General features: G+C 60.7%; 26 protein-coding genes. 24 read left to right on the forward strand and 2 right to left on the reverse strand.

Annotated features, from left to right (window positions below; genetic code table 11):
* Positions 1 to 467: 467 nt before the first annotated feature.
* Both fdxA and mutS read right to left on the reverse strand, forming a co-directional pair.
* Positions 468 to 791 carry a ferredoxin FdxA gene (gene fdxA / locus AC1MDC_RS05405; protein WP_007908827.1) on the reverse strand — a complete coding sequence of 108 codons (324 nt, stop codon included), beginning with the start codon at positions 789 to 791 and terminating at the stop codon, positions 468 to 470.
* A 163-nt stretch (positions 792 to 954) separates the two neighbouring features.
* A complete protein-coding gene (gene mutS, locus AC1MDC_RS05410; RefSeq protein ID WP_480392632.1) occupies positions 955 to 3,537 on the reverse strand; it encodes a DNA mismatch repair protein MutS in 2,583 nt (860 codons plus the stop codon).
* Positions 3,538 to 3,747: 210 nt separating this feature from the next.
* Here mutS and AC1MDC_RS05415 point away from each other — a divergent pair, with 210 nt between their 5' ends.
* The 24 genes from AC1MDC_RS05415 (at position 3,748) to AC1MDC_RS05530 (ending at position 24,883) form a co-directional block, all read left to right on the forward strand.
* Positions 3,748 to 4,482 (forward strand): XRE family transcriptional regulator, encoded by a 735-nt coding sequence (locus tag AC1MDC_RS05415; RefSeq protein WP_085702597.1) that lies wholly within the window; start codon positions 3,748 to 3,750, stop codon positions 4,480 to 4,482.
* A 519-nt stretch (positions 4,483 to 5,001) separates the two neighbouring features.
* Positions 5,002 to 5,340, forward strand: coding sequence for a phage holin family protein (locus AC1MDC_RS05420; protein ID WP_085647806.1), 339 nt, complete (start codon positions 5,002 to 5,004; stop codon positions 5,338 to 5,340).
* A 72-nt stretch (positions 5,341 to 5,412) separates the two neighbouring features.
* Complete coding sequence (locus AC1MDC_RS05425; RefSeq protein ID WP_085702598.1) at positions 5,413 to 5,934, forward strand: hypothetical protein; 522 nt, start codon at positions 5,413 to 5,415, stop codon at positions 5,932 to 5,934.
* 3 nt (positions 5,935 to 5,937) lie between these two features.
* Positions 5,938 to 6,546 (forward strand): phage baseplate assembly protein V, encoded by a 609-nt coding sequence (locus AC1MDC_RS05430; RefSeq protein ID WP_085702599.1) that lies wholly within the window; start codon positions 5,938 to 5,940, stop codon positions 6,544 to 6,546.
* A gap of 14 nt (positions 6,547 to 6,560) precedes the next feature.
* A complete protein-coding gene (locus AC1MDC_RS05435) occupies positions 6,561 to 6,893 on the forward strand; it encodes a phage baseplate protein (RefSeq protein WP_085702600.1) in 333 nt (110 codons plus the stop codon).
* Positions 6,890 to 7,885 (forward strand): baseplate J/gp47 family protein, encoded by a 996-nt coding sequence (locus AC1MDC_RS05440; protein WP_480392633.1) that lies wholly within the window; start codon positions 6,890 to 6,892, stop codon positions 7,883 to 7,885. The genes AC1MDC_RS05435 and AC1MDC_RS05440 overlap by 4 nt, the downstream gene beginning before the upstream one ends.
* Positions 7,882 to 8,517, forward strand: coding sequence for a phage tail protein I (locus AC1MDC_RS05445; protein ID WP_085697354.1), 636 nt, complete (start codon positions 7,882 to 7,884; stop codon positions 8,515 to 8,517). The genes AC1MDC_RS05440 and AC1MDC_RS05445 overlap by 4 nt, the downstream gene beginning before the upstream one ends.
* On the forward strand, positions 8,518 to 11,493 hold the full coding sequence (locus tag AC1MDC_RS05450) for a tail fiber protein (RefSeq protein ID WP_480392634.1): 2,976 nt from the start codon (positions 8,518 to 8,520) through the stop codon (positions 11,491 to 11,493).
* A 7-nt stretch (positions 11,494 to 11,500) separates the two neighbouring features.
* Positions 11,501 to 12,046 carry a DUF4376 domain-containing protein gene (locus AC1MDC_RS05455; protein ID WP_480392635.1) on the forward strand — a complete coding sequence of 182 codons (546 nt, stop codon included), beginning with the start codon at positions 11,501 to 11,503 and terminating at the stop codon, positions 12,044 to 12,046.
* 100 nt (positions 12,047 to 12,146) lie between these two features.
* A complete protein-coding gene (locus AC1MDC_RS05460) occupies positions 12,147 to 12,332 on the forward strand; it encodes a hypothetical protein (RefSeq protein WP_085612311.1) in 186 nt (61 codons plus the stop codon).
* Positions 12,333 to 12,334: 2 nt separating this feature from the next.
* Positions 12,335 to 13,501 (forward strand): phage tail sheath protein, encoded by a 1,167-nt coding sequence (locus tag AC1MDC_RS05465; protein WP_085702603.1) that lies wholly within the window; start codon positions 12,335 to 12,337, stop codon positions 13,499 to 13,501.
* Positions 13,501 to 14,007, forward strand: coding sequence for a phage major tail tube protein (locus AC1MDC_RS05470; RefSeq protein ID WP_085697357.1), 507 nt, complete (start codon positions 13,501 to 13,503; stop codon positions 14,005 to 14,007). Before AC1MDC_RS05465 ends, AC1MDC_RS05470 begins: the two co-directional genes overlap by 1 nt.
* A gap of 99 nt (positions 14,008 to 14,106) precedes the next feature.
* Complete coding sequence (locus AC1MDC_RS05475) at positions 14,107 to 14,688, forward strand: phage tail assembly protein (protein ID WP_480392636.1); 582 nt, start codon at positions 14,107 to 14,109, stop codon at positions 14,686 to 14,688.
* A gap of 128 nt (positions 14,689 to 14,816) precedes the next feature.
* The gene (locus AC1MDC_RS05480; RefSeq protein ID WP_480392637.1) at positions 14,817 to 17,015 is read left to right on the forward strand and encodes a phage tail tape measure protein; all 2,199 of its coding nucleotides are present in this window, start codon (positions 14,817 to 14,819) and stop codon (positions 17,013 to 17,015) included.
* Positions 17,012 to 17,395, forward strand: coding sequence for a phage tail protein (locus tag AC1MDC_RS05485; RefSeq protein WP_085697360.1), 384 nt, complete (start codon positions 17,012 to 17,014; stop codon positions 17,393 to 17,395). The genes AC1MDC_RS05480 and AC1MDC_RS05485 overlap by 4 nt, the downstream gene beginning before the upstream one ends.
* Positions 17,388 to 17,600 (forward strand): tail protein X, encoded by a 213-nt coding sequence (locus tag AC1MDC_RS05490; RefSeq protein WP_085697361.1) that lies wholly within the window; start codon positions 17,388 to 17,390, stop codon positions 17,598 to 17,600. The genes AC1MDC_RS05485 and AC1MDC_RS05490 overlap by 8 nt, the downstream gene beginning before the upstream one ends.
* A 9-nt stretch (positions 17,601 to 17,609) precedes the next feature.
* Entirely contained in the window at positions 17,610 to 18,626 is a 1,017-nt protein-coding gene (locus AC1MDC_RS05495; protein WP_480392638.1) for a phage late control D family protein, read from the forward strand.
* Positions 18,627 to 18,670: 44 nt separating this feature from the next.
* Positions 18,671 to 19,255 carry a phage tail terminator protein gene (locus AC1MDC_RS05500; RefSeq protein WP_480392639.1) on the forward strand — a complete coding sequence of 195 codons (585 nt, stop codon included), beginning with the start codon at positions 18,671 to 18,673 and terminating at the stop codon, positions 19,253 to 19,255.
* The gene (locus AC1MDC_RS05505; protein ID WP_007954893.1) at positions 19,252 to 19,431 is read left to right on the forward strand and encodes a DUF2635 domain-containing protein; all 180 of its coding nucleotides are present in this window, start codon (positions 19,252 to 19,254) and stop codon (positions 19,429 to 19,431) included. Before AC1MDC_RS05500 ends, AC1MDC_RS05505 begins: the two co-directional genes overlap by 4 nt.
* Positions 19,431 to 20,927 (forward strand): phage tail sheath subtilisin-like domain-containing protein, encoded by a 1,497-nt coding sequence (locus tag AC1MDC_RS05510; RefSeq protein ID WP_085697364.1) that lies wholly within the window; start codon positions 19,431 to 19,433, stop codon positions 20,925 to 20,927. The genes AC1MDC_RS05505 and AC1MDC_RS05510 overlap by 1 nt, the downstream gene beginning before the upstream one ends.
* A 67-nt stretch (positions 20,928 to 20,994) precedes the next feature.
* A complete protein-coding gene (locus AC1MDC_RS05515; RefSeq protein ID WP_085697365.1) occupies positions 20,995 to 21,342 on the forward strand; it encodes a phage tail tube protein in 348 nt (115 codons plus the stop codon).
* Entirely contained in the window at positions 21,339 to 21,635 is a 297-nt protein-coding gene (locus tag AC1MDC_RS05520; RefSeq protein ID WP_003222226.1) for a phage tail assembly protein, read from the forward strand. The genes AC1MDC_RS05515 and AC1MDC_RS05520 overlap by 4 nt, the downstream gene beginning before the upstream one ends.
* 130 nt (positions 21,636 to 21,765) lie before the next feature.
* Positions 21,766 to 23,661 carry a phage tail family protein gene (locus AC1MDC_RS05525; RefSeq protein ID WP_139834827.1) on the forward strand — a complete coding sequence of 632 codons (1,896 nt, stop codon included), beginning with the start codon at positions 21,766 to 21,768 and terminating at the stop codon, positions 23,659 to 23,661.
* Entirely contained in the window at positions 23,648 to 24,883 is a 1,236-nt protein-coding gene (locus tag AC1MDC_RS05530) for a DNA circularization protein (RefSeq protein WP_480392640.1), read from the forward strand. The genes AC1MDC_RS05525 and AC1MDC_RS05530 overlap by 14 nt, the downstream gene beginning before the upstream one ends.

Genomic DNA, 24,883 nt, shown 5'->3' on the forward strand with positions numbered 1-24,883 from the left:
CTTTCCCGGTAATCCGTGAAGAACCTTTTTATTTGCGCTCTGGAAGCGGGAGGTTTTCCCGCCTTGTAGGTTTACTTTGTAAGCCTTTGCTGACTGTATCGTAAGTGTTCGTTATTTTTACCCTGCCGCTGAAGGCTATTGCGCTCGTTTTATATTCATAATCTATTGATTTATATGGTTATTTTTCAATGTTAAAGGCTTGTGACCAAGGATTAGTACGCTGGCGGCCAGTTGTGCCCATCGGCGAAATCTCTAGTATCTGGGTTGTGTCGACGGATAGACGCGCCCTTCAAGGAAGAGGGGAATGGACATCGCAGGACGCGATTCATCAGGACGATGAAAAGGAACACAGGGAATAGGGAAAAAATGTGGGCGGGTCAAACCGCCCCTTTTTTTGCCTGAAAAAAGCCAAATCCGAAAAAGCAAAAAGGCCCGCGAGGGGCCTTCTCTTCAAAACGCGGAACAGATCAGCGTTCGAGGTCTTTGATCTTGCCTTTGACGCCATCCCACTCTTCGGCATCCGGCAGCGATTCTTTTTTCTCGGTAATGTTCGGCCAGATCTCGGCCAGCTCTACGTTCAGCTGAATGAATTCCTGCATTTCTTCCGGAACTTCGTCCTCGGAGAAAATGGCCACGGCCGGGCATTCCGGTTCGCACAGGGCGCAGTCGATGCACTCGTCCGGGTGAATGACCAGGAAGTTCGGGCCTTCGTAGAAGCAGTCCACCGGACAGACTTCTACGCAGTCGGTGTACTTGCACTTGATGCAGTTGTCGGTGACGACGAAGGTCATTTCTAATTTTCTCCTCAGGCGGCGGCAGCGTTGCCCCTTCACGGTTGGGGTCGCCAGGTTCGGGAGCGATGTCTGCCAGCCAGGCTATTAGCCAGCAGCATCCCGAACCGCGCGAGATTCTAACAGCTTGAAGCCGTTTGCGTTATATCCGGTTCGTCGGTGCTTATATCCGGTTCTTTAGTGCATAGAGCATTTCGAGTGCACGACGCGGCGTGACGTCATCCAGATCCAGTTTGGCCAATTCATCCAGCACCGGATGCGGAAGGCTGGCAAACATATCGCTCTGCTGCGGCGTCGCCGGTTTGCCCTTGGCCGCCGGCTTCGGCGCTTCATGGGGCAGTGCGGTGTCTTCCAGGCGGCTCAGATGCTCGCGAGCACGCAAGATGACTTCGCTCGGTACACCGGCCAGTTGTGCCACAGCCAAACCGTAGCTTTGGCTGGCTGGGCCTGGCAACACATGGTGCAGGAACACGATGCGTTCGTTGTGCTCGGTTGCATTGAGGTGCACGTTGGCCACTAGCGGTTCGGCGTCCGGCAACACGGTCAGTTCGAAATAGTGCGTCGCAAACAGAGTATAGGCACGCAGCTGCGCCAGTCGCTCAGCCGCCGCCCATGCCAGCGACAAACCGTCGAAAGTGCTGGTGCCGCGACCGACTTCGTCCATCAGCACAAGGCTGCGCTCGGTTGCGTTGTGCAGGATGTTCGCGGTTTCGCTCATTTCCACCATGAATGTCGAGCGACCACCGGCGAGGTCATCGCTGGAACCGATCCGGGTGAAGATCCGGTCCACCAGCGACAGTTCGCAGCTGGCGGCCGGCACGAAGCTGCCGATGTGTGCCAGCAGCACGATCAGTGCAGTCTGGCGCATATAAGTGGATTTACCGCCCATGTTCGGGCCGGTGATCACCAGCATGCGAGTGTTGTCGTCCAGGCTCAGGTCGTTGGCCACGAACGGCGTGGTCAACACTTGCTCGACCACCGGGTGACGGCCCTGGGAGATGCGCATGCACGGTTCGCTGACGAACGTCGGGCAATTCAGGTCGAGATTCAGCGCACGTTCGGCGAGGTTGCTCAACACATCCAGTTCGGCCAGGGCACCAGCAGTGTCCTGCAGCGGCGGCAACTGGCTGATCAGGTCTTCCAGCAGCGCTTCGTACAGCATTTTCTCGCGAGCCAGGGCGCGGCTCTTGGCCGACAGCGCCTTGTCTTCGAACTCTTTCAGTTCTGGCGTGATGAAGCGCTCGGCACCCTTGAGGGTCTGGCGTCGGATGTAATCCGCCGGCGCCGATTCAGCCTGTTTGCTCGGCAACTCGATGAAATAGCCGTGAATGCGGTTGTAGCCGACTTTCAGGTTGGCCAGACCGGTGCGGGCCTTTTCCCGGGCTTCGAGGTCGATCAGGAACTGGCCGGCGTTTTCGCTCAGCGATTGCAGCTCGTCGAGTTCGCTGTCGTACCCGGTTTTAAGCACGCCGCCGTCACGGATGACCGCCGGCGGGTTGTCGATAATGGCTTTTTCCAGTAGCGCCGCCAGTTCCGGATAAGTGCTGGTAGTGGTCGCCAGGCGTTGCAGGTGCGGCGCCTCAAGATCGGTCATCGCCGCTTGCAGTTCAGGCAGTGCGCCGAGTGCATCACGCAGACGAGCGAGGTCGCGAGGGCGGGCATTGCGCAGGCCGATCCGCGCCAGAATCCGCTCAATGTCGCCGATTTCCTTGAGCTGCGGTTGCAGGTTTTCAAAGCGATAGCGGTCGAGCAGGCAAGTGATCGAGCTCTGGCGAGCCAGCAGCACGGTCAGGTCGCGCAGTGGGCGATTGAGCCAGCGGGTGAGCAGACGGCTGCCCATGGCGGTCTGGCAACGGTCGACCACCGATTGCAGGGTGTTGTCGCGGCCACCGGCCAGGTTGGTATCGAGTTCGAGGTTACGACGGCTGGCGCCGTCCAGCACCACGGTGTCGTCCAGCCGCTCATGGCGCAGGCTGCGCAGATGGGGCAGGGCGGTGCGTTGGGTTTCCTTGGCATATGCCAGCAGGCAACCGGCGGCACCGATCGCCAGGGTCAGGGTTTCGCAACCAAAGCCTTTCAGGTCCTGGGTGGAAAATTGCTGGCAGAGACTTTTCAGCGCCGAATCGCGCTCGAAATCCCACGGCGCACGGCGACGAACGCCACGGCGTTTTTCCGCCGGCAGATCCTTCGGCCAGTCATCCGGGATCAACAGCTCGACCGGGTTGACTCGCTCCAGCTCCGCCAGCAGATTTTCCCAGCCCTTGATCTCCAGCACCGTGAAGTTGCCGCTGGTGATGTCCAGCACGGCCAGGCCGAACAGACGCTCGTCGCCCAGCACCGCCGCGATCAGGTTGTCGCGACGCTCATCGAGCAGCGCCTCGTCGCTGACCGTACCCGGCGTGATAATGCGCACTACCTGACGTTCCACCGGTCCTTTGCTGGTGGCCGGGTCGCCGACCTGCTCGCAGATCACCACCGACTCGCCAAGCTTGACCAGTTTCGCCAGGTAACCTTCCGCCGCGTGGTAAGGAATCCCGCACATCGGAATCGCCTGCCCCGCCGACTGTCCGCGGGCGGTCAGGGTGATGTCCAGCAATTTGGCCGCCTTCTTCGCGTCTTCGTAGAAGATCTCGTAGAAGTCGCCCATGCGGTAGAACATCAGCTGGTCCGGGTGCTGATTCTTCAGGCGCCAGTACTGCTGCATCATCGGAGTGTGGGAGGACAGGTCGGAGACGGCTTTATTCATCGGATTGTCAGGTAACTCGTTCAAAGGTGTGGGGCAAAAGCGCGGCAGTCGCCGGGCTTTTCCGCGATGGGCGCAAGGTTACCATGGGCGGTCTGTGGTCCGCAGGCATCGCGGCCGGGTGACACCTAACTGGCGCAAAAACGTCGACTATGCACGATTTATGCAAATCAGCATTTGTCTTCGCGAAAAACTTCAAGCACTATGCGCGTTATGCAAAAACGCAACGTATCTACCGTCTTAAGAGCACTGCTCGACCAGCACGGGATCTCCCCCACGGAGCTCCACCGTCGCACCGGCGTGCCTCAATCCACGCTCTCGCGGATTCTCAGCGGGAAGATCGTCGATCCTTCGGATAAACATATCTCGAAGATTGCCGAGTACTTTTCCGTGAGCACCGATCAGTTGCGCGGGCGCGCGGATGTTGCGCCCGCTGCCAACACCGGACGCGACGAGTTGCATTCCGAACTCAAGGACATAAGCCTGTGGGACGATGACACGCCCGTCGATGACGACGAGGTGTCAGTGCCCTTTCTTCGCGAGGTTGAATTGGCTGCTGGATCAGGAAGATTCGTCATCGAAGAGAGCGAACGCTCCAGCCTGCGCTTTGGCAAGCGCAGCCTGCGCCATAACGGTGTGCAGTTCGACCAGGCCAAATGCGTGACCGTTCGGGGCAACAGTATGTTGCCGGTGCTGCGCGACGGTGCCACGGTCGGGGTCAATGCCGGCAAGTGCGGGATCGGCGACATCATTGATGGTGACCTTTATGCGATCAACCACAACGGTCAGTTGCGGGTGAAACAGCTCTATCGCCTGCCTACCGGTATCCGCTTGCGCAGCTTCAATCGCGATGAACACCCGGACGAGGACTACAGCTTCCAGGATATGCAGGAAGAGCAGATCGTCATCCTCGGTCACGTCTTCTGGTGGGGCATGTACGCCCGCTAAGCCAATCCTCAGACAAAACCCGCTTCGGCGGGTTTTTTTTCGCCTCTGGAAAACCGGCCAGCCCTTGAACGGCGTGGCTTCCATGCATCTGCGCAAATTTAATGCATAAATAAATGCATTTACGCATTGACTGTATATGCATCCATGCATATTCTTGCCACCAAGCCGCTCGACAAAGCGGCTGGCAACAACAGCTCTTTAGTTCCACAAGAACAGGCAGCGATGAACCGGCCTCAACGGTTCAGAGGGTTGGCAACTGACCCGGGTGTGCAGCGTAAAGCACCAGAAACAGTTATCCGGCGGGCAGGGACCGCGGTCGGAAAAACAATTTGAATGGACTCGTACCGCGCCAGTAGCGCCGAAAAGTCAGCTTCCTTCACGTACACAGGATTGAAGGAAGGCAAAGGAGTGCATTACTGAAAAGCCCGGCGAAATGCAGGGCTTTTTGGAATGCCTGCCTCAAGAGAAAACGATTGAACCCAACACACAACACTCATCCATCACACCAGGAGGCGTGACATGACAAACGAGCAACAAGCGTTGGCGGACATGCCGATCTGGCTGGTCATCCTCCTTGCCGTCGTGGGCGGGGTGTCCGGGGAAATGTGGCGCGCCGACAAGGAGGGCGCTCGTGGCTGGCCACTGCTTCGGCGTCTGGCCCTGCGCTCCGGCGCCTGCATGATCTGCGGCGTTTCGGCGATCATGCTGCTGTACGCCGCCGGCATGTCGATCTGGGCTGCCGGGGCATTTGGTTGCCTGACGGCCATGGCCGGTGCCGACGTGGCCATCGGCCTTTACGAACGCTGGGCCGCCAAGCGCATTGGCGTCTGCGAAGTTCCCCCGCGCGATCCGCAATAACCCCTCACTTTCCTGTCTCGCTGCACGCTGTGCGGCGGGACTTCGCGTGGACATCAGAAAAGGAGGTCAAGCATGCCCACACCGATCCAGCAGCCTTCGCAGCTGTTCACGGCAATCGCCACAGCCTTGCGTAACAGCGTCGATCTGAATGTGCAGGTCGGTCATCACGATGACTTCACGGCCCCCGGCGACAAAGCCTGGGTGCTGATCGACATCGAGCGAAATGCACCGGGAGAGCGCGCCGCCAACGGGCGCATTGCTCATGTGCTCACGTTGACGCTGCAAGTGATTCCGGCGGTTTCCGCTACAGCGTTTGCCGCGTGCGATCTCATCGCCGCCCTGAAGAACCTGGTCACCGACAACCGCTGGGGCCTGTCCGGCGATCAATGCGATCTGCCGATGAACATCGATGGAATGCCGTCGTTGCTCATCCGCGCCGACCAGCCAAACAAAGCCTGGACCCTGTCGTTCAATCAGACCCTTTACCTGGGCCCGACCCTGCTCGACGACCCGCTCGGCACGCCGAAATTCGCCCGCACCTGGGAAGTCAGTGACATCGACGACCCCGACCAATACACCTCGCTGGAGGCCTGACCGATGTTCGACGCGTTACTGCGAATGCAACTGGGCCCGATCATCGAACGCCTGGCGGAAATGGACGCCGAGATCGACGACCTGCACCGGCGCGCCGAGAGTTATTGCCGCATCGGCATCTGCCAGGACGTCGATGCCGCGAGCAATACCTGCCGGGTCAGCCACGGTGGACTGCTCACCCCGGCCATCAAATTCTTCAACCCCAGCGCCGGCGCGCAGAGCGAGTCGCGGATCCCGACGGTGGGTGAGCAGTGTCTGCTGTTCAACTACGGCAGCGGCGAAAGCGGCGCCCAGAGCGTGGCGTTGTTCGGCCTGAACAGTGACCGTTTTCCACCGGCCTCCACCGTACCGACGCTGACGCGTCGTGTTCATCAGGACGGCAGCGAAAGCGGTTACGACGACGCCACGCACACCCTGCACTGGCAAAACGGTCCGGCAGCCTTCAGCGGCTCTCGCGAATCGCTTGAACTGAGCATCGGCCCGGCACGGCTGGCGATGACCCCGCAAGCGATCACCCTGCAACTGGGCGCGGTCGGCCTGACCATCGACGCCTCGGGCGTGCACTTCAGCGGCCCGTTGGTGGATCACCAAGGCCGCGTCATCAGCCCCTGAATCAAGAGCTTCCCATGATCGGAATCGATAGAGACAGCGGGGCCACGGTCGACGACTGGCTGCAATTCGTGCAGCGCGCGACCCGGGCCCTGACCACGCCGCTGGGCACCCGGCAAAAAAGGCCCCTTTATGGTTCGTTGATCCCCACGTTGCTGGGGCAAAACCTGGGCGACGACATTCTGTTGCTCGCCCAGAGCCACGCAGCCCAGGCGTTCTACAACCCGCAAAACGGCATCGGCGATTTCCAGCCCGCTGTGATCGTCGCCACCCGACAGGGCGCCGGTCTGTTGCTGCGGTTTGCCGGCACCTGGAAAAACCGCCAACAGACTTTCGAGGTCGTGACATGAGCATGTTGATCCCCGGCCAGAACCAGTTGGCCGAACCCTCCTTGATCAAGGTCGATGCCTTCGAGGATCTGCTCGCCGAGTTCAAGACTTTCGTCATCGAGTACGTCGGCGCACGCTCGCCGCAGAGCGCGGAAAAACTCAAGACCAGCCTGGACAACGAAAGCGAACTGCTGACCATGGCGCTGGAAGCTTTCTGCGTTCGCTTGCAAACCCATGAACGCAAATACAACGCCCGGATCAAGCAGATGCTGGCGTGGTGGGCCACCGGCAGCAACCTCGATGCACGGCTCGCGGACATGGGCCTGGAGCGCCAGTTGCTCGATCCGGGCGACCCGGCGGCATTCCCGCCGGTGCCCGCGATTTACGAGAGCGACGATGACGCCCGGTTGCGCTATTACCTGGCGCCCCACGCTCCGGCCGCCGGCTCGCGGATGCAGTACCGTCGCGAGGTGTTCACCCTCGGCGAGCGGCCGGCGGTGAAAGTCGAATCCACCGATGCGGGCGTGGTAAACGTCACTTACACCTTCGACCCGGATGGCCTCGCCGCGCAGGTCAAGGACGGTAATGGCCGTCGTACCGCGCCGGGTGAAGTGCAAGTCACCGTGCTTGCCCGCGAAGGCGACGGTACGCCATCCGCGACGTTGCTCGAAGGTGTACGCCAACACTTTGCCCGGCCCGATGTTTGTCCGGAAACCGACAAGGTCACGGTCAAAGGTGCCGAGATTCAACGCTACACAATCCGCGTCGTGGCAAAGATCAATTCCGGCCCGGATTCCGGCCTGACCAAGGTCGCCGCCGAGCAGAATCTGCAAGCCTACGCCGACAGTTGCCATCGCCTGGAAGGCCGGGTCGATCCGAGCTGGATCGACTACACGCTGCACAGCGCCGGCGCCGTGCAATTGCAGATCCTTGAACCGCTGGCGCCCATTGTGTGCTCGGCGTTTCAAGCGCCGTACTGCACGGCAGTCGAAGTCGAGGTGCAGACGCTATGACGGATCAGACACCGCGTCCGACTCTGCTGCCGGCCAACAGCTCGGCGCTGGAACGGGCCCTCGATATCGGCTTCGGCGCGTTGCTGGACCGCATCGCGCCGCCGTTTCCCGAACTGATGAATCCTGCCTCTACGCCCGTCGCGTTTCTGCCGTATCTCGCCGCAGATCGTGGAGTGGCCGAATGGAGCACCGACGCACCGGAAGCGGAAAAGCGCCTGACCGTCGAACTGGCCTGGCCCACCGCGCGCCAGGCCGGCACTCGCAAGGCGCTGGAAAACGCCGCCAAGGGTTTGCAGCTCAGGCCCGAGATTCGCGCCTGGTACGAACAGACCCCGCCCGGCGAGCCTTACAGCTTTTCCGTGCGGGCCTTCAGCGAACAACCCTACAGCGAAGAAATCGACGCCCGTCTCGACCGACGCCTGGCTGATGCCAAGAGCGAGCGGGACGTGCTGTCGGTGTCGGTCGGCCTCAGCGCCTTCGGCAATCACGTCATCGGCGCCGCGACCTTTTGCGGCGAACTGACCACGGTCTATCCGGTGTTCCTCGAAGGGCTCGAGACATCCGGCGAGGCCTTCATGGCGGCCGCTCTGTACACCGTCGAAACATCCACTATTTATCCTCAGGGGGCCTGAATGGCTGACTATTACACCCTGCTCACCAACGCAGGGATTGCCTACGAAACGGCGTGCAAGGCTGCGGGCCTGCCGATCAAGCTGACGCAGATTTCCGTCGGCGATGGCGGCGGCGCGGTCTACAATCCCGCCGCGACTGCCACTGCGCTGAAACGCGAAGTCTGGCGCGGTCCGCTCAACGCGCTGTTCCAGGACGAGAAAAATCCGAGCTGGCTGCTCGCCGAAGTCACCATCCCGCCGGACGTCGGCGGCTGGTATGTACGTGAAGCCGGGCTGTGGACCGACACCGGCATTCTCTACGCCATCGTCAAATACCCGGAGTCGTTCAAACCGGTATTGGCCACGTCCGGCTCGGGCAAAGAGTTCTACATCCGCTCGATTTTCGAGACCAGCAATGCCTCGCTGGTGACGCTGCAGATTGACGACACCGTGGTCAAGGCCACCCGCGCCTGGGTCATGAGCTACCTCGCCGAAGAACTCGGCAAACTCGACGGCAAACAGTCGGTGCGCGTCGCCGCCCCCGCCAACGTGGTGTTGAACGGTGCGCAGCAGATTGACGGCGTTGCCGTGATTGCCGGCGACCGCGTGCTGTTGCCGAACCAGACCCTGGCCAAGGACAACGGGCTGTGGGTTGTGGCTAACGGCGACTGGACTCGAGCGAATGATGCCAACGTCAGCGCCAAGGTCACCCCGGGCCTGACGGTGATGGTGGAAGAGGGCACGCTCAACGGCGATTCGCTGTGGCACCTGACCACCAATGCGCCGATTACCCTCGGCACAACCGCGCTGACATTCAAGATGCTCGCGGGGCGTACCGGGATTGCTGCCGGGACTTACAAGAGTCTGAGCGTCGACGAATATGGCCGCGCGACGGCCGGCTCGAACCCCGACACGCTGGCCGGTTTTGGCATCAAGGATTCGTACACCAAGGCTGAAGTCGAGGCGCTGATTGCCAAGGCTTCAGCGCTGCCGGTGGGTTCGATTGTTGCCTTCCCTGTCGATACGCCGCCACCGGGTTTTCTGGAGCTGGACAACAGCGTCAAGAGCAGCGCGACCTACCCGGACTTGAGCGCCTATCTGGGCGGCAAGTTCAACAAGGGGGATGAGGGCGTCGGGAATTTCCGGTTGCCGGAGGCGCGTGGGGAGTTCTTGCGCGGTTGGGATCATGGGCGTGGGGTGGATGCGGGGCGGGCGATTGGGTCATCTCAGATGGGGACAGTGACAGCCTTTGACAGCAACCCGAATCCGAACCTTACGGTCGAAGTTGTTCAGGCAACGGTGGCGGCAGCTCAGGCAGATGTATTCATACCCGCTGATTATCCCGGCGTGGCCAGATCGTACACCACGGCAGGTGCTGTATCTTCGCCTGTATTGGTCGATGGCGGTGTGGTGAGACCACGCAACATCGCCGTCATGTGGTGCATCAAGGCCTGGAACGCCCCGATCAATCAGGGAAACATCGACGTAGCGGCACTGGTCAAGGAAGTCTCCCGGCTCGGATCTGCCGTTCCGGTGGGTGCCGTCATGGCGTTCCCGACGGGGATCGTACCGCCCGGCTTTCTTGAGTTGAATGGCAGTGTGCAGAGCACTTCGACTTATCCGGATTTGGCGGCATATCTTGGCACCACTTACAACAAGGGTGATGAGGGTGCCGGAAACTTCAGGTTGCCGGAATCGCGTGGTGAGTTCCTGCGAGGCTGGGATCATGGTCGCGGGATCGATATAGGTCGCGGGCTCGGTAGCTGGCAGGCGGATGACAACAAGGCTCACGCCCACACATACACCCGGATTCCCGTTTTCGGCAATACCGGTGGCGCCAACGCCGCGGGTATCGTTGCCGACAATGGAACGCAGACAGGCAGTTCCAACTTCGCCAGCTACATGAACACGTCGGGAGGCAGCGAGGCGCGACCACGCAACCTCGCCGTCATGTGGTGCATCAAGGCCTGGAACGCGCCGATCAATCAGGGAAGCATCGACGTCGCCGCACTGGCCAATGAAGTCGCACAGCTCAAATCCTCCGTTCCGGTCGGTGCTGTCCTGTCGTTTCCAACGGGTGTCGTTCCTGCCGGTTATCTTGAACTGGATGGAAGTGTGCAGAGCATTGCGACCTATCCGGATCTGGCGGCTTATCTCGGTACAAAGTTCAACAAGGGCGATGAGGGTGCGGGCAACTTCCGGTTGCCGGAGTCTCGCGGCGAGTTCCTGCGTGGCTGGGATCACGGACGCGGTGTGGATGCAGGCAGGGCAATCGGCAGTTATCAACTCGACTCGCTCCAGAACATCACAGGGCAGTACGCCGCGAACAACGGTGTTCAGCTTGCAGCAACTGGCACGGTCGGCGGCGTTTTCAGCGCGACAGCAACAGGTGGGACTCAACTACCCGCAGGCACAGCCTCTACCGGTGTCATCAATATGTCATTCGATGCCTCGAGGGTGGCACGCACTTCGACGGAGACCCGGCCACGCAGCTTGGCGGTGATGTGGTGTATCAAGGCCTGGAACGCGCCGGTTAACCAAGGAACGATTGATATCGCCGCGTTGGCGCCTCTGGCGCAGCAAGCAACTGAGGTCAATCAAGGTACGGCCAAGATCGCCACGCAGGCGCAGACAGATACGGGTGAAGATGACACCTCCATCGTTACGCCGAAAAAACTGCGGATGGGTGTTTCGTGGAACTTCGGTGCCAATGGCTGGTTTGCGCTGCCGTCATGGCTGGGTGGTGTGATTTTTCAATGGGGCCAGCAAACGGCTCAAGTGGGCACGACAATCACGACCAATCAGTACGCCTTCCCAATGGCTTTTCCGAATCAGGTTTTCCGAATCCTCGGTTATCGAAGCTCTGAATTGCAGAATTCGAACGGGATTACCACCGATCACTTTTTTACGGCGAACGCCGTCAATTGGGCCGTGACCCATGTTCGAGGCTCGGGAAGTTTAGCCATTCCGTTCGTCTGGCTTGCCATCGGTCGCTGAGGTAAAAATGAAATACGCAACTTTTAATGATGCCGGCGAAATTATCGGCCGGTTTGATGATCGTTTTCACGCAGCAATCCCCGAGGGCGCAATCGTTATCCCGGAAAAGCTGTGGGGGCCGACACTGAATGACACGGATGGCGTATGGCGTCTGGTGGACGGCGAGTTGGTCAAGCAGCCATTGCCCGAAGTTCTACCGGATGTTGTGCAGATGGTGGCCGACGAGCGCTACAAGCGTGAGGCAATCGGCGTAGCTGTTGCAGACTTGCAAATCGAAACGACCCGAGAAAGCCAGGCGCTGATCGCAAGCATGGGGCTCTCAGCCATCCTTGATCCTGAATACCGCTGCAATTTCAAAACAGCGAAGGGATTCGTCGAGATCGGCGCTGCGCAGATCATCGATATTGCGAAGGCAGTACGGGCGCACGTACAGGCCTGTTTTGACCGCGAACTGACGTTGTTACGCGCAATCGAGGCAGGCGAGTACCACGACGAAATGCTGGCCGAAGGTTGGCCGGATTCATCGTCGACCGATACCGCAGATCTCGACTGAACGCCCCGTACATCGGGGCGTTTTCTTGTCCGCCCAACACATTCAACACCCGCCAAGCCCCTCCCTTTGAGGGGCTTTCCCGTTTATGGAGAAACGAAAAATGGCAACCCGCCAAACCTACACCGTGCTCGTTCCATTCCCCACCGGCGGTGGGCACTGGTCGAGTGTCGGCCAGGAACTTGATCTGCTCGACGTCGAGGCCAGTGCCCTGCACAGCGCCGGTCGACTGGAGCTGAAAACATCTACCACCAAGGCCGTGAAGGCCGCTGCCAAGAAGGCTGACTGAATATGGCTGAGGTTCTGAACTTCGAGCACAACGGCATTACCGTCAATGCCACCGAATCCCCCGAGGCCATGGGTGGCCTGGGTGACAACGTCATCGGTCTGGTCGGCACCGCGCCGAAAGCCGATCCGCTGATTCCGCGCAACGCACCGTTTCGCATCAACAGCTTCACCACTCACGCGCTGCTCGATCCGACCGGTGCGGAAGAGGGCACCCTGTACCACGCCGTTTACCAGATCCTCAAAGTGGTCAAGGTGCCGGTGTACGTGGTGATCGTCGAGGCGGGCGCGACCCCGGCCGATACCGTCAACGCCGTGATCGGCGGTGTTGAACCGGCCACCGGCCGCAAGCTCGGTCTGGCGGCACTGGGCAGCGTCCCGGAAGACCTGACCATCATCGGCGCGCCGGGCTTCACCGGCACCAAGGCTGTGGCCAGCGAGTTCGCCTCGTTCGGCAAGCGCATCAAGGCCCGTGTGGTGCTGGACGGCAAGGATGTCTCGGTTGCCGACCAGGTGCTGTACAGCCAGGAACTGGGCGGCGCGGATCTGGGTTTCGACCGTTGCCTGGTGGTGCACAACATGCCGGCCGTGTACTCGAAAGCGGCGAAGAAAAACGTCTTCCTCGCGCCATCCAGCCTCGCGATTGCCGCGCTGGCCAAGGTCAAGCAATGGGAAAGCCCGGGCAACCAGGTGACCTACGCCGAGGACGTGTCGCGGGTCGTTGAGTACAACATCCTCGACACCTCCACCGAAGGCGATCTGCTCAACCGCTACGGCGTCAGCTACTACGCCCGCACCATCCTTGGCGGCTTCTCGCTGCTGGGCAACCGCTCGATCACCGGCAAGTTCATCAGCTACGTCGGTCTGGAAGACGCCATCAGCCGCAAGCTGGTGAAGGCCGGCCAGAAAGCCATGGCGAAGAACCTGACCAAGTCGTTCATGGACCAGGAAGTCAAGCGCATCAACGACTGGCTGCAGACCCTGGTCGCCGACGAAACCATTCCCGGCGGCAGCGTGTATCTGCACCCGGAACTCAACAGCGTCGAGAAGTACAAGAACGGCACCTGGTACGTGGTCATCGATTACGGCCGCTACGCGCCGAACGAACACATGGTTTATCAACTCAACGCCCGCGATGAAATCATCGAGCAGTTCCTGGAGGACGTTCTCTAATGTTTACCAACCGCGTAAGACAGGCCATCGCGGCCACCCTGCAAGGCCTGCCGCTGTCGGCGACCGTGGAGGAATTCACTCCGCCGAAGATCGAATTCGATGTGGAAGAGATGCGTGGCGGCCGTTTCATCGTCGAAGAAATGGCCAAGGGCGGTAAAGCGCTCAATGCCAAGTTGACCCTGCAAGGCATGGGCACCGAAGTCATGCTCGCACTGGGTGTGAAGCTGGGTGACGACATCCTGCTGAACGTGCGTGAAGCCGGTCAGGATCAGGACGGCAACACCTGGTTCACCTACCACACGGTCGGCGGCAAGCTGAAATCCCTCGAGGAGACCGCGGTGAAGATGGGTGAGAAGCCCAAGACCAACCTGGAACTCTCCTGCCGCACTTACAACCGCCTGGAAAACGGCGTGCCGGTGATCGACATCGACGTGCGCACCCAGAAATTTGTCCTCAACGGCGTCGACATCCTCGGTGATGCCCGTCGTGCGGTGCTGATGCCGTAAGCCTCGGCCAAAGGCAATCACAAAACCCTGTGGGAGCGGGCAAACCCCGCTCCCACAAGGGACTGCAACACCCTTCAAGAATCACCAAGGAATTCATACATGTCGTGGATGCCACCCAAGCATGACCTGTTGTCGCCGATCACCGGTGACGACGGCTCGCAGATCGAATCGATCCAGCTCAAGCCGCTGTTCTACGCCGCCCAGAAAGAAGCGCTGGAACGCGCCGGCGACGATGAGGACGACCAGTTCTTCGAACTGGCGCTGCTGGCCACCGGCTTGTCGGTCAAGGAACTCGACCAGCTCAAGCGTCCGGACTACGTGACGATCGCGCAGTACGTACACGAGATGTCGACCCGGCCGGCGTCGTACTTTCTCGATCAGGTCGAAGACGCGGAAAAGTCCGACGATCCCGACCAGGTGCAACTGCTGCAACCGCTTGCCGTCACCGGCCGCACCGTGACCTCGCTGAGCCTGGAAATGCCGGCGCTGCGGGCCACCAAAGTGATGAAGAAACTGAAAACGGCCAAGGAACGCGCCGAGTTCATCACCGCCCATTGCACCGGCCTGATGATCCCCGACCTGGCCCTGATGACCGTCCCGGACTGGACGCAATTGCAGGTGCGCATCGACGATTTTTTAAACCAGCCGGCGGCCTTCTTTCAGAACGCGACATCGAAGTAATCCTCGATATCGTGCCGCTCATTTACCCGGTAAGTGAGGCGGAGATTCTGGAGTGGGACGCCGAAAAGGCGTTGCGCCGCTACGACATAGCGATCACTCGCCTTGGCGTGAAAAAGGAGTAGAGCGGCATGGCAGAGAGCAAATTTGCGCTCGTGAATGCCGGTGACAGCGCCGGCGCAGGATTTGGCAGTATCCCGCTGAGCACGGCTTCGCTGAATACATCTGCCGGGCAACTTGCCATGGAGCAGACCAGCGGTCTGCGTCAGGCATTGCTGACAGCCAGCGGAAAAATCGTACTGCTGACGACGGCAATCGAAGCATTGAGCGTGACCCTGGCCGCCTTGCGTGCGTTGCCTCAGGCAGCGAATGCCGGAGCGAAGAGTGAGTCAGCCGGAGGACAAAAAGCACCGGAAAAATCCTCAGCAGGGCATGAGCTTCCCGAGACGCGCAAGGCCGCGATGGCGATGGATTCGGCGGCGGCCACGCTTGCGAGTGTGGCGCAGCTCTCCCGCGATGACGGGAAAGACATGGCACTCACGAGCCTGAAAATGGCCAGTGCCACTTTGGTGGCTGCCGGAGGCACGACCGGGGTCGAACTGGTCAGGATTGAAACCCTGGCAGCCAAGGCGGGAATCGGCAGCGAAGCGGTGAACGAGGAAGGTAGAAAGCACGAGTTGCTGACCTTTGCCAGCGATGCGGCCATCACTGCATCGGCATTCAAGGTTTCGGGGCTGGAAGCCGGCGAAATGTTGAAGGTCTGGCGCACTTCGATGAAGCTCTCGCGTGATCAAGCCCTTGATCTGGCGGATGCGGCCAACCATCTCGGCAAAATGCCCGGAGATGTGCAGACAGCGGATATTGGTTCTGTTCTGCAGCAGTCGGGCGAGGCGGCAATCAGCGCAGGCTTGCAACCTGAACAGGCTGCGGCGTTGACGGCAGCGTTGCTGAACAGCGGCGCGAAAAAAGACGATGCCGGCAATGCGCTGAAGAACATTTCCAGTGCACTGGGCAAGGGCGATCAAGCATCCATGGCCGAAAAAGGTGCCTGGAAGCAGTTGGGCCTAGATCCCAAGGCATTGGCTGAAGCCATGCGTGATCCTGACAAGCAGAATGCCCAAGGCGTTGTTCTATCGGTGCTTGCGGCGCTGAATGCCAAACCGGTGGAACAGCGTTCGACATTGGCCCGGACCTTGTTCGCGGATAGCGGAGAGGCCGCGTTGTCGCTGTCCCAAGACCTGGGCAAGGTGAATGAAGCCTTTTACCTCGTGAGCGACAAAAGCCAATACGCGACATCGAAGCTGGGTGATAAAAGCTCGGTGAGGCAGTCCGCACTGGCACTTGCCGAAACTCAGCAGGGGCAGTGGAACATCAAGAATGCTCGTGAGGAACGTTTGTCGGTCGCCAAAGGTAATGCACTGGCGCCGGATATCGAAAAAACCGGTGAGAGCCATTCGATAGACACGCTGAGCGATCTGGCCGAAACCTACCCGAAAACCACGGGTGCCGTTCTGACGGCGACGGCCTGGATCAAACCGGTGTTCGACGCCGTGACCGATGCGGTGGTCGGTGAGCTGAAAGACCGGGGAGGCAAATGGATCGTTGATAAAGCTGCCAGTTACCTTCCCGGTCGTTCAAAGCTCGGCTTGTCTGCAGCAACCTCTGCGACGGCCGTGGCTGAAACTCAGGGCCTGGCTCTGGCCAGTCGTAGTGCCAGCGCTGGCAACGGTCTGAAAATACTCGAACAGACTGCAAGGGTTGCTGTTCCGCGGCTGGAGCCTGCACTCGCATCGATGCAGCCGGCCTCGCGCTGGATGCCTTGGCAGGCGAAGGCGGCGATGGGTGCTTCGGCTGTCGCCGCAGGTATTGCCAGCGGTGACAAACAGCAGATCAGCAAGGGGCTCGGTGAAGCCGGTGGTGCCTGGGCCGGCGCAGTCGCCGGTAGCTCGATCGGCGCCTCCATTGGAAGTGTGGGGTTGGCGCCAGGTATTGCACTTGGCGGTCTGATCGGTGGACTGGTCGGGGGATGGCTGGGCGCTGAAGGAGGAGGCTTTTTAGGTGAGAGGCTCATGTCCACCGCGCCGGACAAACTCGCCCCTCCTGCCGAAGTCGCCAAAGACCTCTCTGGTGCACAGACGCAGAACCAGCAGATTTCCTTCGCTCCGACCATCCAGGTCTCTTGTCCTGCACCCGACACTGCCCAACAGATTCAATCGATTATCGAGCAACAGCTGTCCGGCCAGTTCCACGGCCAATTCATGCCGCTGCTGACGGGTAACCCACTCGGGACGCGCCGTGACGCAGCCCTGACCGATGGAGTCGCCCAATGAAACAACAAATGGCACTGGGCAGTTTCATCTTCGGCCTGTCCCGGGATTTTGCGTACAGCACGCTGGCGCGAAAGTCCGATGGCGGCTGGACGGAACTGCCGATCCTGACCAGCAAACCCAAGTCCCACCAGACCGGGCAGAAGCCCGAAACCCTGACCATCTCCGGTACCTCGATGTACGCCGTGGCGATGAACCGGCTCGATGAGTTGCGTGCGCTGCAGGCACTGAGATCGCCGCTGCCGTTGATTGACGGCATCGGTCGCAATTGGGGCCTGTGGCGGATCAACAGCATCCAGGAGAACCAGAGCGAGGTCATCGACGATGGCACTGCGATGGTCATCAAGTGGGTCATCGAACTGGCGGAGTTCAACAATGCGTAAGGTACGAAGCGTGGCCGGTGATTCGGTGAATCTGTTGCTCTACCGCGAAACCGGGCGCAGCGATGACGTCGCCGAAGAAGCCCTGTGGACACTCAACCCCACCCTGGCCGAACACGGCCCGGTTTTGCCTGCGGGCGTCTGGGTGGTGCTGCCGGAACTCGACTCGAAACCCGCCGCAATCAAACCGGTTTCGGCCTGGGATTAAGGAGGCTGCATGGCACAGGGATTCACCCCGGTCGTGGAAATCTATGGGGCCAACGCGGCGCTGCTCAACCAGCGCCTGATGAGTTGGGAGCATGTCGATGCCGCCGGTATAGAGTCTGATCAACTGACGTTGACGATCGATCTGGAAGGGCTTGATGGCCTGCCAAAACTGGGTGGGAAAATCGGTCTTCGGGTTGGCTATCTTGAGTCGGGAATGGTCGATAAAGGCCTGTTCAAAGTGACGCGCCTGACACCGACCCTGTTCCCGTTTCGCCTGACACTGGTCGCCACGGCCGCACCGTTCAGCGCCGCCGACGAGACCGGCTTCAAACAGCGGCGGACGGCCAGTCATGGCCCGACCACTCTGGGTGCACTGTTTCGCGAACTGGTTTCGCGCCACGGGTTTTCACCCAGGGTCGCGCCCGATCTGGCGTTGATCAGGATCGATCACATCGACCAGTCCAACGAAACCGACATGGGTTTCCTGACGCGTCTGGCGAAGAAGTACAAAGTGATCGCCAAACCGGTGGGCGAGTTGTATGTGCTGGCGCGGCCCGGTCAGGTGAAATCACTGTCGGGCAAGGTACTGGCGGACGTGCGTCTGTCGGTAACCGAGAACAACCGCCCCGGCGATCACGCGTTCATCGGCGCGACCCTTGAAGAGACCGCCCGCGCGCAGGCCAAAGGCTGCAAAACCAGCTTCTGGGATAACGCCAAAGGTGTGATGCGTGAGGTACTGACTGGCGAGGAGCCGTACAAGACCGTGCGTCAGACTTGCCAGAGCGAGGAGGAGGCCAAGGCTATCGGTGAGGGCGAAGTGCGCAAGATGCTGCGGGAAAAATACAAGGTGAAGATCACCTGCCCGGGCAATCCGCTGTTGTCTGCCGAAGGCCTGCTGTTGCTCGACGAGACCTGGCCGGACTTCCTGCGCGGGCGTTGGTCGATCGAAAAAGTGACTGCCAGCGGCAAGCGCGATGAAAGCTATCGCTGCGTCATCGAAGCCACGAGCCTCGATCCAAAAGCCTGATCGTTCAGGCATTCCCAGCAAAAAATCTCTCTGGAACGCTCCCCATGAAGATCTCCCCGATCCTCACGCAGCTGCGTGCGCAATGCCCAAGCCTTGCTGGCCATATCGTGACAGGTGTCGACCTGGCGCTGCTGCAAGGTGACCCGAATCTGCCGACCCCGTCGGCTCATGTTTTACCCCTGGCCGACCTGGCCAGCGCCAGCACCGCCCAGAACTCCGCCAGCCAACCGATCCGCGACCGCTTCGAAATCATCCTGGTGCTCGACGCCACGGACGGCGCAAAAGCGCTGGATCTGTTGCACGACCTGCGCGCCGAACTGTGGCGTGCGCTGGTGGGTTTCAAACCCGATTCCAACTACAGCGCCATCGTTTATGACGGCGGCGAAACGGTCTCGATCAACACCAGCCGCGCTTTTTACCGGCTGCGCTTCTTTGCCGAGTTCCAGCTGGGCCGCAATCTGCCAAGTCAGCCTGCGGAGAGCTGGCACGAACGCGAACTGGACGGTTTGTCGTCCTTTACCGGGGCCACCGTTCGGGTCGATGCGATCGATCCGGCCGACCCCAACCTGAAACGCCCGGGCCCTGACGGGCGCGTGGAAATGACTTTCTCTGGAGACGTAACCCCATGAGCAACCGCATCACCGTAGTGCCGGCCGCCGGCCGTGCCGTGCCGGACCCGGAAGCCGGAGACCTGCTGCCACTGGAAGGCCGTGAAGTGCTGGACAGCGCCTGGTGGCGCCGGCGTCTGGCCGACGGCGATATCACCCTCAAAACCGCAACAGCCAAACAAAAGGGAGCCAAATAATGGCGATCGGATTCAGCAACATCCCTGCGGACATTCGTGTACCGCTGTTCTATGCCGAAATGGACAACTCGGCCGCCAATAGCGCGTCCTCGTCCATGCGCCGCCTGATCGTGGCGCAGGTCAACGACAACATCGCCCCGAGCGAAGTCGGCAAACTGGTGCTGGTCTCCAGCGTGGCGCTGGCCAAGAGCATTGGCGGCCAGGGCTCGATGCTCGCCTCGATGTACGAGACCTTCCGCAAGGCCGACCCGATCGGTGAGATCTGGTGCCTGCCGCTGCACAACGCCACCGGCGCCATCGCCAAAGGCGTAGTGACCCTGACCGGCACCGCGACTCAGGCTGGCGTGCTCAACCTGTATGTCGGCGGCGTCCGCGTGCAGGCCACCGTCGTCAACGGTGCCACCGCTGCCCAGGCGGCCACCGCCCTGGCACAGAAAATCAACGCCACCGCCGATCTGCCGGTGAGCGCTGCAGCTGCCGAAGGCGTCGTCACCCTGAACGCCAAATGGACTGGCGAGAGCGGTAACGACATCAGCCTGCAATTCAATCGCCTGGGCAAGAGCAACGGTGAAGAAACCCCGGCCGGCCTGACCACCGCGATCACCGCCATGACCGGCGGCGTCGGTGTGCCTGACCAGGTTGAAGCGGTGGCCGCACTGGGCGACGAGCCGTTCGAGTTCATCGCGCTGCCATGGTCCGACCTGGCTACCCTCAACACCTGGCAAGCGGTGATGGACGACAGCACCGGTCGCTGGTCGTGGGCCAAGCAACTGTTCGGTCACGTCTACAGTGCCAAGCGCGGCACCGTCGGCACGCTGGTGGCCGCCGGTCAGGCCCGCAACGACCAGCACATGACCATTCAGGCGCTGGAGCCGGGCGTTCCGCAACCAGTGTGGGTACAAGCTGCGGCACTGGCTGCACGCACTGCGGTGTTCATCTCCGCTGACGCCAGCCGTCCGACCCAGAGCGGCAGCCTGCCAGGCGTCGATCCGGCACCGGCCAGCGAGCGCTTCACCCTGACCGAGCGTCAGTCGCTGCTCAACTACGGCATCGCCACCGCGTACTACGAAGGCGGTTACGTGCGCATCCAGCGCTCGATCACCACCTACCAGAAGAACGCTTACGGCCAGGCCGACAACTCGTACCTGGACAGCGAAACCATGCACCAGTCGGCGTTCATCGTGCGTCGTCTGCAAAGCGTGATCACCAGCAAATACGGTCGCCACAAGCTGGCTTCCGACGGCACCCGTTTCGGCGCCGGCCAGCCGATCGTCACCCCGGCAACCATTCGCGGTGAGCTGATCGCCCAGTACGCCAAGCTCGAACTCGAAGGCCACGTGGAAAACGCCGAGCTGTTCGCCGAGCACCTGATCGTCGAGCGCGACGTGCAGGACCCGAGCCGCGTGAACGTGCTGTTCCCGCCGGATTACATCAACGGTCTGCGCGTGTTCGCACTGCTCAACCAGTTCCGTCTGCAGTACGACGACGTCGCCTGATCGGTGCGTTTGACACTGTGATTTCAGCCCACCTTGCGTGGGCTTTTTATTTGAAGGGAGTAACACCATGGGTCAACTGATTGCAGGCACCTGCTACGTCAAGGTCGACGGTGCACAACTGACCATCAACGGCGGCTGCGAAGCCCCGCTGATGGCCGTCAAACGCGAAACCGTCGTGCCGGGTTTCTACAAGGAAACCGACGTTGCGCCGTCGTTCAAGGTGACCGCGCTGCACACCGCCGACTTCCCGCTGAAGAAGCTGATCGAAGGCACCGACATCACCGTCACCTGCGAATTCAGCAACGGCAAAGTCTACGTGCTGGCCGGTGCCTATCTGGTCGAAGAGCCAGTCTCCAAGGGCGATGACGCCACCATCGAACTGAAATTCGAAGGCATCAAGGGGACCTGGCAATGAGCGGCGCCGTGAAGCTTCAAGTTGCGATCGAAGCTCACGGCGAGCCCCTGACCGAACTCGTCCTGCGCCGTCCGACGGTGCAGGAAGTGCGAGCGATCAAGGCGCTGCCGTACAAGATCGACAAGAGCGAAGAGGTCAGCCTCGACATGGACGTGGCGGCCAAATACATCGCGGTGTGCGCCGGCATTCCGCCGTCGTCGGTCAACCAGCTGGATCTGGCTGACCTCAACGCGCTGAGCTGGGCCGTTGCGAGTTTTTTCATGAGTGCGGCGTCGGAGCCATCACCGACCTGATTTCGGTCGCCTATGACCTGGCCTGGTTCTGGAAGGTTGACCCCGAACAGATGATGGCCAGGCCACTGGATGTGCTTCGCGAATCGCTGGAGCACGCGCAACGGATCAATGCGATGCAGCAGGTGCAGTGATGGCAGAAGAAACCAAAGCTAAAGCGTCGGTGCTGCTAACCGGCATCGACGAACTGTCACCCAAACTCGGCGCCCTGCGAGTGAAGGTCGATGACTTCAAGAAAAACCTCGAACAGACCGGCCTCGGCAAACTCGACATCAGCGGTCTGTTCAAGGGCGGCAGCGTGATTACGCCGTTCGTGGACGGCATCAAATCGGCTGCGGCGTTTCAGGGCAAGCTTGCCGAGGTCAGCGAGGCGGCGAAAACCGTCGACCTGCCGGAAACACCGAAAGCCGCCGCGCAGAACATGAACGTGTTCAGTGCGTCCATGGAGAAAGTGTCCGCTGCGGTGGACGCCGCACTGATACCGGCAGTGGGCGCATTGGTGGTCGGGCTGGAACCGATGCTGACCCAGGTCGGCAGCCTGCTGGCCGACAACCCGAAACTGGTCGAAGGCCTGGCAGCGGGGGCGATTGCGTTTTCCGCGATGCAGACCGCCGTCACCGGTATGACCCAGGTGATGGACGTGATGAGCATGGTGCTCAAGACCAATCCGATCATGCTGATCGCCATGGGTATTGCCGTGGCGGCCGGTTTGATCGTGGCCAACTGGACACCCATTTCCGCGTTCTTCACCGGATTGTGGGAGGGCGTGAAAAACGCCGGAGCCAGTGCAATGGCGATGTTGCGCTCGGTGCTCGACTGGCGGCCGCTGGAGACACTGGCGGCGTTGTGGGAACCGGTCACCGGTTTCTTCTCGGGAGTCTGGGACAAGGTCAAGGCCGTGACCGCGCCGGTGATCGACTTCTTCAAGTCGGTTTTCTCGTGGTCGCCCGCAGGCCTGATCCTGGAAAACTGGGGGCCGTTGACCGGTCTGTTTTCGGCGATCTGGGAATTGCTCAAGGCCTTGAGTGTGCCGGTGATGGCGTTTCTCAGAAACCTGTTCGATTTCTCGCCGATGCAGATGATCAACAGTGCATGGGGCGGTGTTGTCAGGTTCTTCGAACCGATGTTCAGCGGCCTGCGAAAAGCCGCGCAACCGGCTAAAGATTTCCTGTTGTCGTTGTTCGACTTCTCGCCCATGCAGATGATCACCAGCGCCTGGGGCGGTGTCATTGCGTACTTCCAGCCGGTATGGACGACGCTGCAATCGGCCGTACAAATCACCCGGGATACGTTGCGGACACTGTTCGATTTTTTCCCGATGGAGATGATCACCAGCGCCTGGGGTGGTGTCGTCGGATTCTTCGAACCGATCTGGACGGCACTGCAAGCGTCAGTGCAACAGGTCAAAGGCTTTTTCACCGGTCTGTTCGAGTGGTCGCCGCTGGAGCAGATTGCACAGTACTGGCAGCCGATCGGTGAGGTTTTCTCGGCGCTGTGGGGGGTTGTACTCGCGCTGTCCGCACCGGTCGTGGATTTTTTGCACGGCCTGTTCGAATGGAAACCTCTGGATCAGATCATCGAGAGCTGGGGACCGATCACCGAGTGGTTCGGCGAGCTGTGGCAAAAGCTGCAAACCGTCATCGCACCGATCAAGGAACTGTTCGACGGTGGCTTCGCCGGGCTGATCGCCAAGGTCACCGGCAAGGTCGAAACCCTGACCGAAGCGCAACGCCAGACCAATGCCGAAGGCAAGGGCGAACTGGCGCCGGCATTCTTCGGTGCCAGCCCGAAACCCGAGGGTGGCGGTGCGTTGCAGGGCGGCTCGTTGCCGCAATCCTCCAGCGCCCTGATCCAGCAAAGCGCCGCCAACAACCGCACGCAACTCGAGGGCGGCCTGACGGTGCGCTTCGAAAACGCGCCGGCGGGGCTGCGTACCGATCAACCGCAAACCAATCAACCGGGGCTGGCGCTCAGTTCGCGCATCGGCTATCGCTCGCTGTCCATGGGAGGTTCCAATGAACTGGCGTGACCGTTTGTTGCCGGCATCCTTTCGCGGTGTCGGCTTCTGGATCGACCAGGCGAAAACCCCGGTCGGCCGCAAGGGGCAGTTGCACGAATATCCGCAACGCGACCTGCCGTTTTTCGAGGACCTCGGTCAACAGGCCAAGACTCACGACCTGACGGCGTTCATCATCGGTGCCGATTGCCTGGAGCAGCGCGACAAGTTGCTCCAGGCCCTGGAGCAGGGCAGCGGCGAACTGGTGCATCCGTGGCTGGGCCGCTTACAGGTCAAGGTCGGCGAATGCGACATGACCCACACCCGCCAGGACGGCGGGATGGTGACGTTCAGCCTGAAGTTCTACCCCGACCGACCGCTGCCGTTTCCGACGGCGACGGTCAGTACGCAAAAAGTCCTGCTGATCAAGGCCGACGGTTTGCTCGGTTCGGCGGTGGCGCGCTTCGAACAGGCGATGATCCTGATCAAGGCGGCGCGGATCGGCATCACCAATCTGCGCAACAGCCTCACCGGCGTTTATGACGTGATCAAGGAGCAACTCAAACCGCTGATCGCGCAATACAAGCAGATCACCGAATTGGTCAGGGCCGTGAAGGAACTGCCCAAGGAAGTAGCGGCGGAGTTCAAGGGCTTGCTCGGCGATATCAAGGAGCTCAAGGAATTCGCGAAGGAAGGCTACCGTGGCGTGATTGCCGACGTGTCCCAACAGATCGAAGCCATCCGCAAGGCCGACGCGCCGAAAATCACCACCGGCAAGGACACCAACGCCGCCGCGCAAGCGATGGCCAATCTGGTGCAGGACACCCTGATCGTCAAAGTGGCGCAATGGGTGGCCTCGATGCCGGTGGCGTCTAACCCGGTGAAACTGAACTCGACACCTTCGCTGGACCAGCAGTCGAAGCAGCCGGTCAGCCGTCAGGAAGTGCCGGTCACCGATGATCTGCAAACATTGCAAAAAGAGCTGATCGAAGCGCTGCAAAAGGCCCAGGACAAGGCCGATCCCGCGCACTATCAGGCCATCGCCGATGTGAAGGAAGCGCTGATCGCGCACCTCAAGGCTGTGGCGTCGTCCGGTGTGCGGCTGGTCAGCAAAACCTTCCAGGAAACCTTTCCGGCTGTGGTCGTGGCCTACAAGCAGTTTGGCGACGCCACCCGAGTGACCGAGGTCATTCAGCGCAACGGCCTGTCCCACCCCGGCTTCTCACCCAACGACGTCAAGGTTTCAGGGGAGTAA

The organism is Pseudomonas sp. 1, assembly GCF_056626735.1.

Coding starts and splice junctions, on each gene's coding strand:
- fdxA (WP_007908827.1), bottom strand. CDS start 791: ATGACCTTCGTCGTCACCGACAACTGCATCAAGTGCAAGTACACCGAC.
- mutS (WP_480392632.1), bottom strand. CDS start 3,537: ATGAATAAAGCCGTCTCCGACCTGTCCTCCCACACTCCGATGATGCAG.
- AC1MDC_RS05415 (WP_085702597.1), top strand. CDS start 3,748: ATGCAAAAACGCAACGTATCTACCGTCTTAAGAGCACTGCTCGACCAG.
- AC1MDC_RS05420 (WP_085647806.1), top strand. CDS start 5,002: ATGACAAACGAGCAACAAGCGTTGGCGGACATGCCGATCTGGCTGGTC.
- AC1MDC_RS05425 (WP_085702598.1), top strand. CDS start 5,413: ATGCCCACACCGATCCAGCAGCCTTCGCAGCTGTTCACGGCAATCGCC.
- AC1MDC_RS05430 (WP_085702599.1), top strand. CDS start 5,938: ATGTTCGACGCGTTACTGCGAATGCAACTGGGCCCGATCATCGAACGC.
- AC1MDC_RS05435 (WP_085702600.1), top strand. CDS start 6,561: ATGATCGGAATCGATAGAGACAGCGGGGCCACGGTCGACGACTGGCTG.
- AC1MDC_RS05440 (WP_480392633.1), top strand. CDS start 6,890: ATGAGCATGTTGATCCCCGGCCAGAACCAGTTGGCCGAACCCTCCTTG.
- AC1MDC_RS05445 (WP_085697354.1), top strand. CDS start 7,882: ATGACGGATCAGACACCGCGTCCGACTCTGCTGCCGGCCAACAGCTCG.
- AC1MDC_RS05450 (WP_480392634.1), top strand. CDS start 8,518: ATGGCTGACTATTACACCCTGCTCACCAACGCAGGGATTGCCTACGAA.
- AC1MDC_RS05455 (WP_480392635.1), top strand. CDS start 11,501: ATGAAATACGCAACTTTTAATGATGCCGGCGAAATTATCGGCCGGTTT.
- AC1MDC_RS05460 (WP_085612311.1), top strand. CDS start 12,147: ATGGCAACCCGCCAAACCTACACCGTGCTCGTTCCATTCCCCACCGGC.
- AC1MDC_RS05465 (WP_085702603.1), top strand. CDS start 12,335: ATGGCTGAGGTTCTGAACTTCGAGCACAACGGCATTACCGTCAATGCC.
- AC1MDC_RS05470 (WP_085697357.1), top strand. CDS start 13,501: ATGTTTACCAACCGCGTAAGACAGGCCATCGCGGCCACCCTGCAAGGC.
- AC1MDC_RS05475 (WP_480392636.1), top strand. CDS start 14,107: ATGTCGTGGATGCCACCCAAGCATGACCTGTTGTCGCCGATCACCGGT.
- AC1MDC_RS05480 (WP_480392637.1), top strand. CDS start 14,817: ATGGCAGAGAGCAAATTTGCGCTCGTGAATGCCGGTGACAGCGCCGGC.
- AC1MDC_RS05485 (WP_085697360.1), top strand. CDS start 17,012: ATGAAACAACAAATGGCACTGGGCAGTTTCATCTTCGGCCTGTCCCGG.
- AC1MDC_RS05490 (WP_085697361.1), top strand. CDS start 17,388: ATGCGTAAGGTACGAAGCGTGGCCGGTGATTCGGTGAATCTGTTGCTC.
- AC1MDC_RS05495 (WP_480392638.1), top strand. CDS start 17,610: ATGGCACAGGGATTCACCCCGGTCGTGGAAATCTATGGGGCCAACGCG.
- AC1MDC_RS05500 (WP_480392639.1), top strand. CDS start 18,671: ATGAAGATCTCCCCGATCCTCACGCAGCTGCGTGCGCAATGCCCAAGC.
- AC1MDC_RS05505 (WP_007954893.1), top strand. CDS start 19,252: ATGAGCAACCGCATCACCGTAGTGCCGGCCGCCGGCCGTGCCGTGCCG.
- AC1MDC_RS05510 (WP_085697364.1), top strand. CDS start 19,431: ATGGCGATCGGATTCAGCAACATCCCTGCGGACATTCGTGTACCGCTG.
- AC1MDC_RS05515 (WP_085697365.1), top strand. CDS start 20,995: ATGGGTCAACTGATTGCAGGCACCTGCTACGTCAAGGTCGACGGTGCA.
- AC1MDC_RS05520 (WP_003222226.1), top strand. CDS start 21,339: ATGAGCGGCGCCGTGAAGCTTCAAGTTGCGATCGAAGCTCACGGCGAG.
- AC1MDC_RS05525 (WP_139834827.1), top strand. CDS start 21,766: ATGGCAGAAGAAACCAAAGCTAAAGCGTCGGTGCTGCTAACCGGCATC.
- AC1MDC_RS05530 (WP_480392640.1), top strand. CDS start 23,648: ATGAACTGGCGTGACCGTTTGTTGCCGGCATCCTTTCGCGGTGTCGGC.